General features: G+C 61.2%; 16 protein-coding genes. 4 read left to right on the top strand and 12 right to left on the bottom strand.

Annotation, left to right across the window (positions count from 1 at the left end; genetic code table 11):
* Positions 1-15: 15 nt before the first annotated feature.
* The 11 genes from K0B93_RS13350 to K0B93_RS13300 all read right to left on the bottom strand — a co-directional run bounded on the left by K0B93_RS13350 (position 16) and on the right by K0B93_RS13300 (position 10,529).
* Positions 16-723: an ABC transporter ATP-binding protein gene (locus K0B93_RS13350; RefSeq protein ID WP_219867673.1), complete on the bottom strand. Its 708-nt coding sequence runs from the start codon at positions 721-723 to the stop codon at positions 16-18.
* On the bottom strand, positions 710-1,477 hold the full coding sequence (locus K0B93_RS13345) for an ABC transporter ATP-binding protein (protein ID WP_219867672.1): 768 nt from the start codon (positions 1,475-1,477) through the stop codon (positions 710-712). The genes K0B93_RS13350 and K0B93_RS13345 overlap by 14 nt, the downstream gene beginning before the upstream one ends.
* Complete coding sequence (locus K0B93_RS13340) at positions 1,470-2,504, bottom strand: branched-chain amino acid ABC transporter permease (RefSeq protein WP_219867671.1); 1,035 nt, start codon at positions 2,502-2,504, stop codon at positions 1,470-1,472. Before K0B93_RS13340 ends, K0B93_RS13345 begins: the two co-directional genes overlap by 8 nt.
* 2 nt (positions 2,505-2,506) lie before the next feature.
* Positions 2,507-3,370 (bottom strand): branched-chain amino acid ABC transporter permease, encoded by an 864-nt coding sequence (locus K0B93_RS13335; RefSeq protein ID WP_219867670.1) that lies wholly within the window; start codon positions 3,368-3,370, stop codon positions 2,507-2,509.
* Positions 3,371-3,536: 166 nt separating this feature from the next.
* Positions 3,537-5,201, bottom strand: coding sequence for a long-chain fatty acid--CoA ligase (locus K0B93_RS13330; RefSeq protein ID WP_219868130.1), 1,665 nt, complete (start codon positions 5,199-5,201; stop codon positions 3,537-3,539).
* 23 nt (positions 5,202-5,224) lie between these two features.
* Positions 5,225-6,004 carry a 5'/3'-nucleotidase SurE gene (gene surE, locus K0B93_RS13325; protein ID WP_219867669.1) on the bottom strand — a complete coding sequence of 260 codons (780 nt, stop codon included), beginning with the start codon at positions 6,002-6,004 and terminating at the stop codon, positions 5,225-5,227.
* The gene (locus K0B93_RS13320; RefSeq protein ID WP_219867668.1) at positions 6,001-7,065 is read right to left on the bottom strand and encodes a phosphotransferase; all 1,065 of its coding nucleotides are present in this window, start codon (positions 7,063-7,065) and stop codon (positions 6,001-6,003) included. The genes surE and K0B93_RS13320 overlap by 4 nt, the downstream gene beginning before the upstream one ends.
* A gap of 169 nt (positions 7,066-7,234) precedes the next feature.
* On the bottom strand, positions 7,235-8,002 hold the full coding sequence (locus K0B93_RS13315) for an SDR family NAD(P)-dependent oxidoreductase (RefSeq protein WP_219867667.1): 768 nt from the start codon (positions 8,000-8,002) through the stop codon (positions 7,235-7,237).
* 57 nt (positions 8,003-8,059) lie between these two features.
* Complete coding sequence (locus tag K0B93_RS13310; RefSeq protein WP_219867666.1) at positions 8,060-9,262, bottom strand: acyl-CoA dehydrogenase family protein; 1,203 nt, start codon at positions 9,260-9,262, stop codon at positions 8,060-8,062.
* Positions 9,263-9,294: 32 nt separating this feature from the next.
* Positions 9,295-9,735, bottom strand: a complete 441-nt coding sequence (locus K0B93_RS13305; RefSeq protein ID WP_219867665.1) for a PaaI family thioesterase — start codon at positions 9,733-9,735, stop codon at positions 9,295-9,297.
* Positions 9,735-10,529 (bottom strand): SDR family NAD(P)-dependent oxidoreductase, encoded by a 795-nt coding sequence (locus tag K0B93_RS13300; RefSeq protein WP_219867664.1) that lies wholly within the window; start codon positions 10,527-10,529, stop codon positions 9,735-9,737. Before K0B93_RS13300 ends, K0B93_RS13305 begins: the two co-directional genes overlap by 1 nt.
* A 145-nt stretch (positions 10,530-10,674) precedes the next feature.
* Here K0B93_RS13300 and K0B93_RS13295 point away from each other — a divergent pair, with 145 nt between their 5' ends.
* On the top strand, positions 10,675-12,276 hold the full coding sequence (locus K0B93_RS13295) for a class I adenylate-forming enzyme family protein (RefSeq protein WP_219867663.1): 1,602 nt from the start codon (positions 10,675-10,677) through the stop codon (positions 12,274-12,276).
* A 3-nt stretch (positions 12,277-12,279) separates the two neighbouring features.
* Here K0B93_RS13295 and K0B93_RS13290 read toward each other — a convergent pair whose 3' ends face one another.
* A complete protein-coding gene (locus tag K0B93_RS13290; protein ID WP_219867662.1) occupies positions 12,280-13,020 on the bottom strand; it encodes an enoyl-CoA hydratase/isomerase family protein in 741 nt (246 codons plus the stop codon).
* Between the two features lie 163 nt (positions 13,021-13,183).
* On the opposite strand from K0B93_RS13290, the gene dctP reads away from it, so the two are divergent.
* The 3 genes from dctP (at position 13,184) to K0B93_RS13275 (ending at position 16,173) form a co-directional block, all read left to right on the top strand.
* The gene (gene dctP, locus K0B93_RS13285; protein ID WP_219867661.1) at positions 13,184-14,230 is read left to right on the top strand and encodes a TRAP transporter substrate-binding protein DctP; all 1,047 of its coding nucleotides are present in this window, start codon (positions 13,184-13,186) and stop codon (positions 14,228-14,230) included.
* 90 nt (positions 14,231-14,320) lie between these two features.
* On the top strand, positions 14,321-14,866 hold the full coding sequence (locus tag K0B93_RS13280; RefSeq protein WP_219867660.1) for a TRAP transporter small permease subunit: 546 nt from the start codon (positions 14,321-14,323) through the stop codon (positions 14,864-14,866).
* Entirely contained in the window at positions 14,863-16,173 is a 1,311-nt protein-coding gene (locus K0B93_RS13275) for a TRAP transporter large permease (RefSeq protein WP_219867659.1), read from the top strand. Before K0B93_RS13280 ends, K0B93_RS13275 begins: the two co-directional genes overlap by 4 nt.
* The last annotated feature ends 103 nt before the right edge of the window (positions 16,174-16,276 follow it).

Here is a 16,276-nt window from a genome sequence, read left to right as displayed (position 1 = left end):
CACTTGCCGGAGCCGTCAGGCCCCGATATATGCCTTACGGACCTGCTCGTTGCCTAGCATGGCCTCGCGGTCACCCTCCATGACGAGGTGCCCGTTCTCCATGACGTAGGCCCGGTGGGCGATCTTGAGGGCCGCAAAGGCGTTCTGTTCAGCCAGCAGCACCGTAGTACCCAGGCTGTTGATCTGCCGGATGGTCTCGAACATCTGCTTGACCACCAGCGGCGCCAGACCGAGCGAGGGCTCGTCCAGCATCAAAAGCCGCGGACGACTCATCATGGCGCGGCCAATGGCGACCATCTGTTGCTGCCCCCCGGACAGGGAGCCGGCCGGCTGCTGGGCCTTGTCCTCGAGGATCGGGAACAGCTCAAGCACCTCATTCAGACGCTTCCGGTTGCCCTGCCGGTCACCCCGATGGACATAGGCGCCCATCATCAGGTTCTGCTGGACGGTCATCTGTGGAAACAGCTTGCGACCTTCGGCGCACTGCACCACCCCGCTGGACACAATGGCGCTGGCCTTCATGCCGTTGAGTTTCTTGTCCTCGAACCTGATCTCGCCGGCGGCGGGCTTGACCAGTCCGCTGATGCCGTTGAACAGGGTGGTCTTGCCGGCCCCGTTGGCGCCCAGCAGAACCACCAACTCGCCGGTTTCCACAGTCATGGAGATGTCGGTCAGGGCCTTGAAGCTGCCGTAGCAGACATCCACGTGATTAAGCTGCAGCATCTTCATCCCCTCCCAGGTAGGCCTCGATCACCACCGGATTATTACGGACCTCCTCGGCTGTGCCCTCGGCAATCTTCTCGCCGTGGTCCAGCACCATGATCTTGTCCGCAAGGCTCATGATCATGTCCATCTTGTGTTCGATCAGGCACACGGTCAGGCCGTTATCCACCATCTTGCGCATGAGCGTGGCAAAACCTTCGGTCTCCTCCGGGTTGATCCCGGCGGCCGGCTCATCCAGAAGCACAATCTTCGGGTCGGTAGCCAACGCCAGGGCGAAGGCCACCCGCTTGCGCTCTTCCTGGGTGATGTCCGCGATGAACTTGCCGGCTACGTTGGTCAGCCCGACGAAGTCCAGCGCTTCCATGGCCTTGTCCCGGGCCGCCTTCTCTTCGCGCTGCAGCCGCTGGCTGTTGATCAGCACGTCCCAGAGCCCGGATTTCGTCCGCAGGCGATGGCCAACAATGAGGTTGTCCAGAACAGTTGCCTGTTCGAACAGGTTGGTGGTCTGGAAGGTCCGGCCGACACCGAGCCGCGCGACCTGGTCGCAGGGCATGCGGGTCACATCCTCGCCATCCAGCAGAATCCGGCCGGACGTGGGTTGATGCAGCCCGGAGATCAGATTGAAGAACGTGCTCTTGCCGGCGCCGTTGGGCCCGATGATCGCGTTGATCTTGCCCGCCTCGAATTCCACGGACACATCGTTTACCGCGGCCAGGCCGCCAAACATCTTGGTCAGGTGCTCTACCTTAAGCATTGTTCTCGGCCTCCCGGGTCCGGGTTGTGGTCACCTTGCTCTCGGTGCGCTTCTTCTCCGGCGCAACGCTCTGGGCCTTGCGATGCATCCAGGTCAGGAACGAGCCGGTGATGCCCCGCGGGAAGAAGATCACCAGCAGCACCAGCAGCGGACCGAAGATAATCATCCGGTACTCTTCCAGGAACTGCAGCGACTGGGTGATCCAGACGATACCGACGGTCCCCAGCAGTGGCCCGGTGATGGTGCCGATACCGCCAACCAGCAGGTAGGTGATCATGTCGAAGGTGTGCACGATGTTGGCCTCTTCCGGCCCGATGAACCGGACCATCCCGGCGTAGAGTGCACCGGCCAGACCGGCGTAGGTGGTGGACAACACGAATGCCAGCACCTTGTTGCGCATCAGGTTGATACCCAGGGACTGGGCCAGCTCATCGCCGTTACGGATGGCGATGAAGGTACGCCCCAACAGGGAACGGGAAAGCCGCCCCATGAACCAGATCGCGAACACCAGAAACGCCAGCACCAGGTAATAGAAGGGGGTGGTTTCGGTGAAGTCCACCAAGCCAAAGCCATAGGGTTCGGCAATGTCACGTACCCCGATAGGCCCATGGGTCAACTCCTCCCACTTGTCGATCAGCAGGTAGATGATGAACCCCACACACAGCGTGAAAATGGCGAAGTAATGCTCTTTCAGACGCAGGGACACGATGCCCACGAAAAATCCCAGGACGGCGGTCACCACCAGGGCGGCCACAAAGGCAGGCCAGAAACTCCAGCCGGCATCCGCGGTCAGCAGGCCCAGGGTGTAGGCACCGATGGCGAAGAAGCCACCGTGGGCCAGGTTCAGCTGACCGCAGAAACCGGTAATGATGTTCAGGCCGTATACCGCAATAGCCCAGACGAAGGCCGACGCCATCACATAGACCTGGTACTCGTTACTGGCGAGAAATGGAAACACGATCGCAAAAACCAGCAGTGCCAGTTTCGCGCCCGGTGTCATTAACATGGCTCCAAGCTTGAACAACATGGTCAGTGCGCCCCCTTTGCGAACAGGCCCTGTGGGCGTATGGAGAGAATCAGTACCAGCAGGCCGAAGGCGATAATGTCCTTGTAGGCGGTGGAGATGTAGAAGCCGCCAAACGCCTCGGCAAAACCGATGATCATGCCGCCGACAATGGCGCCGGGAATGCTGCCCATGCCGCCAAGGATGATGATCACGAAGGCTTTCATGATCACCAGATGCCCCATGGCCGGGTACACCAGGTTGATGGGGGCATACAGGGTGGCTGCCACCGCGGCCAGGGCACCGGATATCGCGAACGTCATCATCGCCACCCGGTTGGCGTCGATACCGACCAGGAATGCGCCTTCCCGGCTCTGGGCCATGGCGATAATGGTGGCGCCGGTCATGGTCTTGCGCAGGAACATCTGCAGCGCAAACACCAGCACAAAGGCAGCGACGATGATGAGCAGGCGCTGCTCCGGAATGATCAGACCGTCAAAATTCATGATGCCGGTGAAGGGCGAGCTCATGCGGCGGAAATCGGCGCCCCAGAACATCTGCACCAGCGCCTCCAGGAACAACAGAATGCCGATCGCGGCGATCTTGTCGTGGATTGGTGGCGAGTGCCTCAGGGGGTGGAACACCAGTCGCTCACAGACAATGCCCAGCAAGGCGATGACGGCCGCAGACCCTGCCATGGCAAGCCAGTAATGGACACCGAGGTCGACCATGAAGAAGTAGGACATGAATGCACCGACCATGTAGAGCGCGCCGTGTGCAAAGTTCGGAATGTGGAGTATTCCGTAGACCAGGGTCAGCCCCAGGGCTACGAGACCGTAGATGCTCCCCAGGGTTAACCCGTTGATGACTTGCTGCAGGAAAAGGTTCAATTCTGCCCCTCCGTTGGTTGTTTTTATCGGAAATCTTTGAGGCTAAAGTCTGCAGGGCATGGCGGCCCTGCGGCTTGATTGAAACAATTACATTGATCGTCTCAATTGTCAATTATTTAAAATCATGTTTCGCAGTGCGAATCTTAGGTATCGATTTTAAATATTTCTAGGCATTTTTCTTCCACTCTTCTTCCTGAAGGGCGCGCCACATCAATTTACCGGTGGGCGACTTTGGGAGCGTCTCCACGAACTCGACCAGCGTGGGCACCTTGTAGGCGGCCATCTGCTCCTTGCACCAGCCGGTGATGTCCTCGACCGTGGTCTTGCCGTCCGCTTCCGGGGTCAGCACGATGCAGGCCTTCACGGTCTCGCCCCGCTTGGGATCGGGCGAGGAAATGATGCAGACCTCGTGGATGGCCGGGTGCCGGTACATGAGACCTTCCACCTCGGACGGCCAGACCTTGAAGCCCGAGGCGTTGATCATGCGCTTGACGCGATCGACCATGAAGAAATAGCCATCCTCGTCGTAGTAACCCAGATCTCCGGTGCGGAAGAAGCGTTTGCCGTCGATTTCCACAAAGGCCGCCTCGGTCTCCGCCGGCCGGTTCCAGTAGCCGATCGTGACCTGGGGGCCACAGGAGACAATCTCGCCGGTCTCGCCCGGGGCCTTTTCTTCCAGGGTTTCCACATCGATGATGCGGCTGTCCACGTCGAACACCGGGATTCCCAGACACTGGGGTTTGGGATTGGCGTTCGGATTGATGTGGGTAGCCGCCATGGTCTCGGACAGGCCATAGCCTTCGATGTAGTCCAGCCCGGTCATCGCTTTCAGCTTTTCAGCCACTGCAACCGGCATGGCGGCGCCACCGCCCCCGATCATGTTGAGGCTGGAAAGGTCGTACTTGCCGATGTCCGGATTGGACAGGAAGTCCACCGCCATGGTCACAATGTTGGTCCAGCCAGTGACGCTGTACCGCTCAATGAGTCGCGCCGCCGTGGTGCGCTCCCAGCGGGTCATGATCACGGACGTCGAACCGCTGTAAATGGGACCGTTCATGGAGCCGGTCATGCCCGTCACGTGGAAGAACGGCAGGGTCGCCAGCTGCACGCTGTCCGGGGTGCTCAGATTCCAGAACACCCGATGTACGGCCGTGGCCATCACCGACCGGTGGGTGTGCATGCAGCCCTTGGGCGCACCGGTGGTTCCGGAGCTGTAGGGAATGACCGCCAGGTCATCCGGCGTCGCCGTATGGGGCGCCGGCGTGTGGTGGGCGGCCATGGCCGTTTCCCAGCTCACCATGCCGGGAAGATCTTTGGACCACACCGGCGCCGCCACTTCCGCCGGCAGGTCCAGATCGGTATCCGGCTTGATGTAGGCGCTGTAGGACGCCACCACCACCTGTTCAAGATCGGTTTCCGACAGCAACGGCGAAATAAATCCGGCCAGCTCCTGGCCGGCGAGGCACACGGAAGCCCCCGTATCGGCGATGTAATGCTCCAGTTCAGCAGCCCGGTTCATCGGGTTGACCGGAATCACCACGGCATCCGCACGGAGAATGGCGTAGTAGGAAATGACGTACTGGGGCGAGTTCTGCATGTACAGCAGCACCCGGTCACCCTTCTTGACGCCCTGGGCCTGCAGGTAGCCCGCCATGGCCTCGACCTCATCCAGCAGCCGACGGTAGGTGATCGGTGCATCGTAGAAAATGATCGCCGTGTGGTCCGGAAACCGTTGGGCCGAGATCTCCAGATTGGTGAACACACTGGTCTTCGGAAGGGTCATGGTCTTGGGCAGTTCGTGGGGCCAGACCTTGTAATGGCGCGTGAACATCATTGTTGTTCTCCAGGTTTTAATCAGTCAGCCGCCAATGCGGACAGATCGAATTCGTTGACGCCCCCGGGCAGGGGGTCTTCGTGTCGTAGGGGGGTAATGGCGATGGCCTGGTTCCGCAGCACGGTCACGTCGGCGTCCGGCGCAACGATGTGGCGGGAGTTGCGATCAAAGCCGAGCCACCAGTAGGGCAGGCTCCGGGCGTCCCGTCCGGCCATGAGCCGGGCGCGCTGAATGGAGCCGGTGGACTGGCGGCACCAGTGAGCCCGGGTAATAGCCGTGGCCTCGCAGGCGGGGAAATTGACGTTCCAGGCCCGCACCTGGTCCGGCTGAAAGAGTTTGCGGACAACGGCCTCGCCAAAACGCCGGACCGGGTCCCACTGGATACCCTCGCGGGACAGAAACGCCTGACTCAGGGCGATGGCCGGAATGTCCATGTGCACGGCACTGAGCACCGCACCGACCGTGCCGGAGTACTGCACCGAATCACTGATATTGGCCCCGCAGTTGACGCCGGAAAGCACCAGGTCCGGTGGACTCTCCTCGAACCACTTGGCCAGGGAATAGAGCACACAATCCGCCGGGGTGCCGGACACCGCAAAGCGCCTCGGACCGGTTTCGTAAACCCGCAGCGGATCGTGGATGGAGATGCTCTGGCCGGCGCCACTGCGATCATGCTCCGGCGCCACCACCCAGACCTCTTCGGCCAGGTTGTTGGCAATGGCCTCCAACACCGCCAGCCCGGGGGCGTTGATGCCGTCGTCGTTGGTGATCAGGATGCGTTGAACGATGGGACCCGTCATGACTTTGCTCCTTCGCTGGCGATCTTCCAGCCCACCTGAGCGAGCAGGCTGGCGCGTTTACCGACGTCCAGGGCGTTGGCATTGGCGGCGTTACCATCCAGGGCACGCTTGTAGACACCTTGCAGGATGGCGGCCAGACGGAACAGCGAGAACGCCAGATACACATGCCAGTCATCAATGCCGTCACGTCCGGTCCGGGCGCAGTATCGGGCGATGGTTTCCTGTTCGTTGGGAATCCCCAGCGCCTCCAGGTCCTCCCCTTGCAGCCCTCGCATGCCTTCCAAATCCGATGGCAGGTAATAAGGCAGGCAGTAATAGGCCAGATCCGCCAGTGGATGCCCCAGGGTGGACAGTTCCCAGTCCAGGATCGCGATCACCTCGGGCTTATCCGGCGCCAGCATCAGGTTGCCAAACCGGTAATCCCCATGGGCGATGGCGCACTCGTCGCTGGACGGCAGGTTCTCCGGCAGCCACGCCATCAGTTTGTCCATGGCTGGCATGTCATCGGTCTTGGAGGCCAGGTATTGCTTGGTCCAGCGCGACACCTGCCGGGCCACGTAACCCTCGGGCCGGCCAAAATCACCGAGGCCGACGGCGTTGACATCCACCGAATGCAGCTTTGCCAGAGTGTCGATGGCGGAGAGGTGGGCCGGCAGTCGTTCATGACGGTCCAGCGCCCGAAGGGCCGAATGGCTGACAATCCGGCCTTCCATGTAGTCCATGACGTAGAACGGGGTACCAATGACATCGCTGTTCTCACACAGCACCCGAACCTTTGGCACTGGCACGGTGGTATGCTCCGACAGAGCACGCATTACCTTGTACTCGCGCTCGACCATGTGGGCGGAGGGCAAGGTTTTCCCGGGCGGTTTCTTGCGCAGGACATAACGGCCACTGTCGGTGTCCAGCAGGAACGTGGGGTTGGACTGACCGCCCTGAAATTGTTTGACGTCCAGTCGGTTACCAATCTCTGGCAACTCTTTTTGCAGCCAAACCAACAGCCTGGACTCGTCGAACTTGTGTGCTGGCAGAACGTCCACCAACTCCGGCTCAATACTCATCGTCTCAGCCTTCTTTAACTCTTTGTGTACCGCAGCCCGCAACGGTTTCAGCGGACGACGGGTGGGTTGCCTTTCTGCAGGGAACAAAGGTGTCTGAGCGCAGCGAGTTCTTTTTTCCGGAAGAAAGGCAACCCACTCGCCGGCCCACCGCCACTCACAAGGACCTGCCTCAACAAATGGTTTCCCCACCATCGGCGACGATCACCTGACCAGTGATATAGGCACTGGCCTTGGTGGACAAAAACACCGCCAGCCCGGCGATGTCGACCGGATCGCCGATTCTTCGAAGCGGAGTCTTGTCTTCCGCGCGCTTAACCCGGACAGGGTCTTCCCAGAGCGCCTTGGCGAAGTCGGTCTTGATCAGGCCGGGGGCGATGCTGTTGATGCGGACGCCTTTCGGGCCCCACTCAACCGCAAGGTTCCGGGCCAGCGCCGCTTCCGCGGCCTTGGACACGCCGTAGGTACCGATGGTGGTGTTGCCCCGGATACCGGCGATACTGGACAGCAGTACCACGGCGCCTTCGCCTTTCTCAGCCATCTGCGGCAGCACCATGTTGGTGAGCCAGAAGGTCCCCTTGACGTTGGTGTCCATGATCTTGTCCCAGGCCTCGTCGGTCATTTCGGACGTCGGGCCGTAGACCGGGTTGGTGGCTGCGTTGCACACCAGTACGTCGATGGCACCCCAGGTTGCGTTGGTTTTCTCGACCAGGTTCTGAAGGTCTTCTTTCTTACCGACATGGCAGGGAATGGCGAGAGCCTCGAAGCCCTGCTCCTTCAGCTCGTTGGCCACCTGCTCGCAGGCGTCGGCCTTGCGGCTGGAGATGACGACTTTCGCGCCCAGGCGCGCCATTTCTTCCGCAATGGAACGGCCAATACCCTTGGTGGAGCCGGTAATCAGGGCAACCTTGCCGGTCATGTCAAAAAGCGGGTTGTTCATAACAAGATCCTCATACTCAAAACTCGCGACACACGTGAACAGCGGCCATGATTCAAATCAGCGGTACTGGCGAAGTTCCAGCTTGGCCACCGAATCCAGGTGTACCTCGTCCGGCCCGTCCGCCAGCCGCAACGTCCGCACCTTGGCCCAGGCCGCTGCCAGGAAGGTGTCCTGACTGACACCGGCACCGCCGTGCACCTGGATGGCCCGGTCGATTACCTTCAGCGCCATGCTCGGGGCAATCACCTTGATCATGGCAATCTCCTGGCGGGCCACCTTGTTGCCCACGGTGTCCATCATGTGGGCCGCCTTCAGGGTCATCAGGCGGGCCTGTTCAATCTCGATGCGGCTGCGGGCGATGTCCTTGCGAATGGAATCAAAGCTCGACAGCGGCTTGCCGAAAGCTTCGCGTTCGTTGGCGCGCTTGCACATCAGCTCCAGCGCCCGCTCGGCCACGCCGATGGTGCGCATGCAATGGTGGATGCGGCCCGGCCCGAGACGGCCCTGGGCGATCTCGAAACCCCGCCCTTCTCCCAGCAACATGTTGCTGGCCGGCACGCGGACGTTCTCATAATGGATCTCGGCATGGCCGTGAGGCGCGTGGTCGTAGCCGAACACCGTCAGCGGCCGGATCATCTTCACGCCAGGCGCGTCCAGCGGCACCAGGATCATCGACTGCTGCTTGTGCTTTTCCGCCGTCGGGTCGGTCTTGCCCATGACAATGGCGATCTTGCTGGTGGTCGTCATGGCACCGGAGGACCACCATTTCTTGCCGTTGATCACGTACTCATCGCCCTCGCGGCGGATCTCGCAGGCAACGTTGGTGGCGTCGGAGGACGCGACATCCGGCTCGGTCATGGAGAAACAGGAGCGGATCTCGCCGGCCAGCAGGGGTTTCAGCCACTGTTCCTGCTGCTCGGCGTTGCCATAGCGGGCGATGGTTTCCATGTTGCCGGTGTCCGGCGCTGAGCAGTTGAATACTTCCGGTGCCATTTCCGAACGCCCCATGATTTCGCACAGGTGGGCGTATTCGAAGTTGGTCAGGCCGGCGCCGTACTCGCTCTCCGGCAGGAACAGGTTCCACAGGCCCTCGGCCCTGGCCTTGACCTTCAGTTCCTCGATGATCGGCACCGGCGCCCAGCGGTTCTCGGCCTGCTCGACCTGTTCATGGTGCTTGTGCTCGTTCGGATAGATGTGCGCATCCATGAACTCGTTCAACTGCGCCTGCAGTTTTTTTGCCTTGTCAGACAGCTCAAACATGTCCGCTTCCTCTTGTTGGTCTTGTCAAAAATTCAGATCGGGACGCCTTCCGGCTTGTCGCTGCCAGACCGGATCCGGAAGGTGCCTTCGGCAATGGCCAGCAGGTTGCCCTGGTCATCGTGGACTTCACCGGTGCTGTTGAAAATCCGGGAACCACCGGCACGCTTGCGGCCAGTCACGCGGATGGTTCCGCCCGAACACTGGCCGGTGAACGTGGTGGTCAGAGACAGGGTGATGGCCTTGCGCATTCGACCGGGATAGGGGCAATAGGTGCCGGCCTGTGCCATGGCGATGTCCAGCAGCGAGGTCAGCACGCCACCGTGAATCACACCGGCGAGGTTCAGGTGCCTGGGCTGGAGTTCCAGCGCAATGACCGCCTCGCCCTCGACCCATTCCGCCTGTTGATAACCCAGCAGGCTGTGGAAGCCCGACAGCTCGGCGCCATGGAGGAACTCGGAATCTTGATCGCCCATCAGACTTTCATCCCCGGCAGGTTAAGTGAAGCGGTGTTGCCACCATCCACCGCCAATGCCTGGCCGGTGATGTAACTGGCATCGTCACTGGCCAGAAACAGGATGGCGGCCGCAATTTCCTCGGGGTCGCCGTAGCGACGCAGTTCGCAGCGGGAGCCCAGCTTGTGGGCTTTCTCGTTGGCGCGAGCGTAATCGAATACCGCCCGGGTCATGCCACTTTCGACCAGGCCCGGGCAGACCGCGTTCACCCGGACATTGTCGCTGCCCAAATCGCAGGCCGCGGTCATGGTGAGGTTGATCACACCTGCCTTGGAGGCACTGTAGGCGTTGCCGCCGGCGCCGGAACGAATACCTGCCACCGACGCCGTATTGACGATCGAACCCAGCTTGCGGGCCTGCATGTGCGGCGCCACGTGCTTGATCAGGAGCATGGTACCCACCAGGTTTACCGACAGGACCTTGTCCCACTCCTCGCGCAGGTTACCGGTGACCGGCGGATGCTTGCCTGTGGTGCTGGCGATGCCGGCGATGTTGCACAGGACATCAATCTTGCCGAAGCTCGCCAGGGTTTCCTCGACCAGGGCTTCCACTTCGGCTTCGTTGGCCACGTCCACCACACGGCGCAGGTGCTTCGAGCCCTCGGGCATACTGTTTTCCGTTTCAACCAGTCCCGATTCGGAGGTATCCGCCATCACCACCCGGGCCCCCTCACGGGCCAGGCGCAGGGCCGTCGCCCGGCCGATACCGCTGCCGGCACCGGTTACGATGGCAGTCCGGTTTTCAAAACGCGCCATGCCACTTGCTCCTCATATTTCTGGATTCTTGTTGTCCCGGCGGCTATTACTGTCGCAATAATTTGTCACGCCTTCCGGTTTTGAGTCAATATATTCGAAAGATAGTTTCACTAGTCAAAACACCATAGCACCGGAGCGTCGCAAAATGAAAAACAACATGCAATCGATGCCCGTCTTCGCACCCGTGGAGGCCGGCGAACCCCTGAACCCCATCGGACACCAGATCCAGCAGCACGCCAGTCAACGGGCAGACCAGCCGGCACTCATCGACGAGGAGGGGACCGTCAGCTGGGGCGCCCTGATTGACCGGGTCAACCGGATTGCCAACCGCCTCCGGGAGGCCGGCCTGGAACCGGGCGAGGCCGTCGCTGCCGTGTCCGAAAACAGTGCAGACTACGTCGCGCTGTACCTGGGCACCCTGGTTGCCGGTGGGTGCATGGTGCCGCTGTCCGGCATGGCCAGTGCAAACGCGCTGGCCCTGATGCTGGAGGACTGTGAAGCGCGCTTCCTGTTTGTGTCGCCGAAAAATGCCGAGCTGCTGTCAACGTTGCGGTCGCAACTGACAACCCTGGACGACAGCCGCATCCTCGCGCTCCGGGGAAACGGGGACGGAATCGGTGCCTGTCTGCCGGACTGGCTTGACGGCGTTTCTGCCACCCCCGCACCAGCCGCCGTCACCCTCGATGCCCCCTTCAACATTATTTACAGCTCCGGCACCACCGGCACGCCCAAGGGGATCCTGCACGACTACCGTTTTCGCCAGCGCCAGATCCTGCGCATGAGCCGGTTCGGTCTGGACGGCGATGCCATCAACCTGGTTTCCACCCCGCTGTACTCGAACACCACCCTGGTGTCGGTTTTGCCGACCCTCTTCTACGGCGGCACCCTGGTCCTGATGGCGAAATTCAACGCGCATCGGTTCCTGGAGCTGTCGGAGCAGCACCGGGTCACCCACGCCATGCTGGTCCCGGTCCAGTATCAGCGCATCCTGGCGGAACCGGATTTCGACCGGTTTGACCTGTCCAGCTACAGCTTGAAGCTCTGCACCAGTGCGCCCTTACGGGCCGAGGTAATCGCCGACGCCATGGCGCGCTGGCCCGGTAACATCCGGGAAGTCTATGGCCTGACCGAGGGCGGCATTTCCACCTGTCTGGACTGTGCCGCCCATCCGGACAAGTGGGAGTCGGTAGGAACGCCCACCGAAGGCGCCGAGGTACGAGTGATTGACGAGGCCGGCCGGGAACTGGGGCAGGGCGAGATTGGCGAGATTGTCGGGCGCGCCATCTCGATGATGCGCGGCTATATCAACCGGCCCGAACAGACGGAGGAGATGCTGTGGACCAGCCCGAAAGGCGAGATTTTCTACCGCAGCGGCGACATGGGACGCATTGACGAGGACGGCTTCGTCTACATTCTTGACCGTCGCAAGGACATGATCATTTCCGGGGGGTTCAACATCTACGCGGTGGATCTGGAGAAAGTGCTCCTGGCCCATCCGGCCGTGGCTGATGCCGCAGTAATCGGGATTCCCAGCGAGCACTGGGGCGAGACACCGCTGGGGCTGGTGGTAAGGCGCCCCGGGTACACCGACAGCGTGGCCGACATTCTCGACTGGGCCAATGAACGGCTGGGCAAGTCCCAGCGCCTGGCCACCCTTGAATTCCGGAACGACCTGCCGCGTTCAACCATCGGCAAAGTGCTCAAGCGGGAGCTGCGCGCGCCCTACTGGGACAGGCACGCACACTGACAGTCAGCGCCGGCCCAGTCGGGCCAGTGCCGCCCGGCAGTCGTCCGACCGGAGCCGCTCGGTAAACACCGTCCGCTCCCGCTCCAGCGCTTCCTTGATCTGTTCCCGCCAGGGCGCGCGCATCAGTTGCTTGCTGGCCCGCAAGGCGTCCCGCGGCTTGCCGGCCAGCCGCCGGGCCAGCGCGAGCGCCTCGTGCACGGCGCAGCCATCATCCACCACCTTGCTGACCAGTCCGCACTCCCGGGCCTCGTCACCGTTGAGCACCTCACCGAGCAATAACAGGTCCGCCGCCCGTCGGGCCCCCAGGTGCAGCGGCATGGTCACCGTCGAGGCCGCCTCCGGCACCAGGCCCAGATCGACGAATGCGGTCTTGAAGGTTGCACTCCGGGCCGAGATTACCGAATCGCAATGCAGCAGCATGGTGGTACCGATACCGATGGCCAGGCCTTCAACGGCGGCGATCACCGGGGTATCGCAATTCATCAGGGTTTCGATAAAGGCCAGTCCCGCCGAGGGCCTGGGGTTGTCATCGGTGGCGCGGGCGCGGAAATCATCCAGATCGTTGCCGGCGGTAAACACCGCTCCGGCCCCGGAAACGACAATGGCACTGACCTGCTCATCCTCGTTGGCAACGCTCACCGCGCGGGCCAGGGCCTCGTACATGCTCCGGGTCAGCGCGTTTTTCTTTTCCGGACGGTTAATCACGAGGTGGAGAACACCGTCGGCCTGCTGAACGTCGATCATTGGGCTATCCTTCTGACACAGTTTTCGGTTGTGGTGCCCAAACATCCTATTGCAAACGACCGATCTTGTGATAGATTCAGAGAACACAAATTCACCATGCAGTTAACAGTTCTGCACAGTGAAACACCAAGAGACATCATTACAACAACGAATGAGGCCCCTCATGACTCTTTTTGCACATGCCCGCAAAACCCTGACCGTTTACGCGTCGGCCCTGACCCTGGGGATTTCGGCCGCCCTGAGTGCCGGCCCGGCCGCTGCCCAGGAAACCTACACCTGGAAGGTCCAGTCACACTGGCCGGGTTCCAGCAGCTCCTATACCGACAGCCTCGAACGACTGCAGCGGGTTCTGGACGAGCGCACCGATGGACGTCTGCAGCTGAAGCTCTATGAGGCCGGCGCCCTGTTCAAGGCCAAGGAGACCTTCAACGCCGTCAGCCGTGGCATTCTCGAAATGGGCACCATCTCCCCGGCCTACGCCCAGGACAAGATATCGCTCGCCGGCATTGCCTCCGGCCTGCCGTTCGCATTCCGCAATGTCTGGGAAGCCGCTTACTTCCACCAGAACCTGGGCTTCGAGCAAATGCTTCGGGACGAAGCTGCCGAGCATGGTGTCTACTGGGCCACCGACAAGGTATACCCGACCGAGATGGTGGTGAAGAAGCCGATCACCAGCTGGGACGATTTCACCAGCCTGAAGATCCGTTCTTCCGGCGCACTGCAGACCTTCCTGACCGAAGCAGGTGCGGCCGCTTCCTATATACCGGGCGGTGAGCTCTACACCGCGCTGGATTCCGGCATTGTCGACGGCGCCCATTGGGGTGCGTCCCAGGGTGCCTTCAGCATGGGTCTTTACGAAGTCGCCAAGTACCACGTGCAGCCCGCCCTCAACATCGCCGGCACCGACGCGATCATTGTCAGCCAGAAAGCGCTCGACAAGCTGCCGGAAGACATGCAGAAAATCGTCAAGGACACACTGCAGGAGCAGTTCTGGATCCGCACCAACGAGTACCAGTATAAGGAACGCATCACCCTGGCCAAGGCGATTGCCGAGCAGGGTGTCGAGGTGAATGTCCTGCCGGACGAGGTCCAGAACAAGCTGGTGCAAACCGCCCAGAAAATGTGGGACGAGGAAGCCAAACGCAGCGACAACGCCAAGAAGGCGCTGGCCATGCTGAAAGACTACCTGGCCGAGCTGGGTTACCTGTAAGCCCCGCATACCAGGCACAAACCAGGCCGGAGCATCGCGTCTCCGGCTTTTTTGCCTCCGATAAAAATCACCGTCCTTCTGGAGAAAGCCATGGGTGTGTTGACCGCATTCATGAGAGGGGTCACCCGTCTCAATGATTTCGTCGGGCGATGGATAGCCCTCCTCATTTTCGCCATGTTCGCGTTTCTGTTGCTGGAGGTTGGCTTTCGCTACCTGCTCAACTCGCCCACGGTCTGGACCAACGAGCTGACCCAGATGCTGTTCGGAATCTACGCGGTGATGTCCGGCGGTTACATCATGGCCCATCGCGGGCACGTGAACGTCGACCTGCTGCATTCCCACCTGGCGCCGCGCAAACGGGCGCTCATGGATATGTTCACATCACTGGTGTTCTTCATTTTTACCCTGGCCCTGCTGTGGTTCGGGGTCGACATGGCCCAGGAATCCATGTCCAGCTGGGAAACCTCCTACTCGGCCTGGAATCCGCCGATCTGGCCGGTGAAGCTCGCCATCCCCCTGGGCACCGGCCTGCTGGTCCTGCAGGGGCTGGTCAAGCTGCTGGAAGACATAGCCGTAGCGTTCGACCTGGATTACTACACGCCGGACGCGGGTGATTCCGAAGGAGAACAGCTGTGAGCATTGAAGTCCTAACCCTGCTGTTCTTTGGCGCCCTGCTGTTTTTCCTGCTGCTGGGACTGCCACTGGCATTCGTGCTTGGTGGCGTCTCCGTGGTGTTCCTGTATTTCACCTGGGGCTTTGACTCCTTCTATATGGTGGCCTCCCAGATCTGGGGCACCATGGGCAGCTTTACGCTGGTGGCAATCCCGCTGTTCGTGTTCATGGCCATGGTGCTGGAACGCACTGGGGTAGCCCGGGACCTGTATCGCATGATGCACCTCTGGTGCGGCGGCCTCCGGGGCGGATTGGCGCTGGGTACCCTGATTATCTGCGCGGTGTTTGCCGCCATGGTGGGCATCAGTGGCGCGGCCGTGGTGGCCATGGGCACGATCGCCCTGCCATCGATGCTGGAGCGCGGCTATGACCGCAGCATGGCCCTGGGCGTGATCAACACCGGCGGTGGCTGGGGCATCCTGATACCGCCCAGCATCCTGATGATCCTGTACGCCCTGATCACCGGTGTGTCGGTCGGCCAGATGTTCGCCGCCGGCATCATGCCCGGAATACTGCTGATGGTGCTCACCGCCATCTATATCCTGGTCCGCTGCCACCTGCAGCCGGAACTGGCACCCGCACTGCCGGAAGAGGAACGCGCGAGCTGGCCGGAGAAATTGCGCGCCCTGCGGGCCGTTCTCCTGCCAATCGGCGTGGTGATCATGGTCCTTGGCTCCATCATCGGCGGCATCACCACACCGACCGAAGCGGCTGCCATGGGCGTACTCGGGGCGCTGATTTCCGCCGCGGTTTACCGCCAGTTCAAGTGGAGCGTGATGCAGGAAGCGGCCATCCGCACCTTCAAGCTCACCGGCATGATCATGTGGATTCTGTTCGCCGCCCATGCGTTCAGTGCGGCCTATCAGAGCATGGGCGCGCAGGAACTGATTGAAAGCCTGATGAACATGATTCCTGGCGGGCCCTGGGGGATCATTATCGCGATGATGGTGATCGTGTTCCTGCTGGCCATGGTTCTGGATCCGGTCGGCATCATGCTGATCACCCTGCCGGTGTTCATGCCCATCGTGGAGAACCTGGGCTTCGATCCGATCTGGTTCGGCATCCTGTTCGTGATCAACATGGAAATCGGCTACATGACACCGCCGTTCGGATTCAACCTGTTTTACCTGAAAGGCATCGTGCCGCCCGGCATCACCATGACCGACATCTACAAGTCGATCATTCCGTTCGTCATCGTGGAAATCGTCGGGCTTGGACTGATCATGGTGTTCCCGGAGATCGCGACTTGGTTACCAGATCTGTTCTTCTGACGGTCTGAATCTGCCACCCCGGCCCCCTGTGGGTGGCAGATTTCCGAACTACGCATTACTCTCAGATCACGGCCCCGGACTCAAGGAACCGGGGCCGATCAAC

Origin of the sequence: Marinobacter sp. F4218 (genome assembly GCF_019443085.1) — a bacterium.
Classification (GTDB): domain Bacteria; phylum Pseudomonadota; class Gammaproteobacteria; order Pseudomonadales; family Oleiphilaceae; genus Marinobacter; species Marinobacter albus.
This window is presented reverse-complemented; position numbering and strand designations above follow the sequence as displayed.

Bases quoted from the DNA above. Each gene is read 5' to 3' on its own strand.
- K0B93_RS13350 (WP_219867673.1), bottom strand. From the start codon at position 723: ATGCTGCAGCTTAATCACGTGGATGTCTGCTACGGCAGCTTCAAGGCC.
- K0B93_RS13345 (WP_219867672.1), bottom strand. From the start codon at position 1,477: ATGCTTAAGGTAGAGCACCTGACCAAGATGTTTGGCGGCCTGGCCGCG.
- K0B93_RS13340 (WP_219867671.1), bottom strand. From the start codon at position 2,504: ATGTTGTTCAAGCTTGGAGCCATGTTAATGACACCGGGCGCGAAACTG.
- K0B93_RS13330 (WP_219868130.1), bottom strand. From the start codon at position 5,201: ATGTTCACGCGCCATTACAAGGTCTGGCCCCACGAACTGCCCAAGACC.
- surE (WP_219867669.1), bottom strand. From the start codon at position 6,004: ATGACGGGTCCCATCGTTCAACGCATCCTGATCACCAACGACGACGGC.
- K0B93_RS13320 (WP_219867668.1), bottom strand. From the start codon at position 7,065: ATGAGTATTGAGCCGGAGTTGGTGGACGTTCTGCCAGCACACAAGTTC.
- K0B93_RS13315 (WP_219867667.1), bottom strand. From the start codon at position 8,002: ATGAACAACCCGCTTTTTGACATGACCGGCAAGGTTGCCCTGATTACC.
- K0B93_RS13310 (WP_219867666.1), bottom strand. From the start codon at position 9,262: ATGTTTGAGCTGTCTGACAAGGCAAAAAAACTGCAGGCGCAGTTGAAC.
- K0B93_RS13305 (WP_219867665.1), bottom strand. From the start codon at position 9,735: ATGGGCGATCAAGATTCCGAGTTCCTCCATGGCGCCGAGCTGTCGGGC.
- K0B93_RS13300 (WP_219867664.1), bottom strand. From the start codon at position 10,529: ATGGCGCGTTTTGAAAACCGGACTGCCATCGTAACCGGTGCCGGCAGC.
- K0B93_RS13295 (WP_219867663.1), top strand. From the start codon at position 10,675: ATGAAAAACAACATGCAATCGATGCCCGTCTTCGCACCCGTGGAGGCC.
- K0B93_RS13290 (WP_219867662.1), bottom strand. From the start codon at position 13,020: ATGATCGACGTTCAGCAGGCCGACGGTGTTCTCCACCTCGTGATTAAC.
- dctP (WP_219867661.1), top strand. From the start codon at position 13,184: ATGACTCTTTTTGCACATGCCCGCAAAACCCTGACCGTTTACGCGTCG.
- K0B93_RS13280 (WP_219867660.1), top strand. From the start codon at position 14,321: ATGGGTGTGTTGACCGCATTCATGAGAGGGGTCACCCGTCTCAATGAT.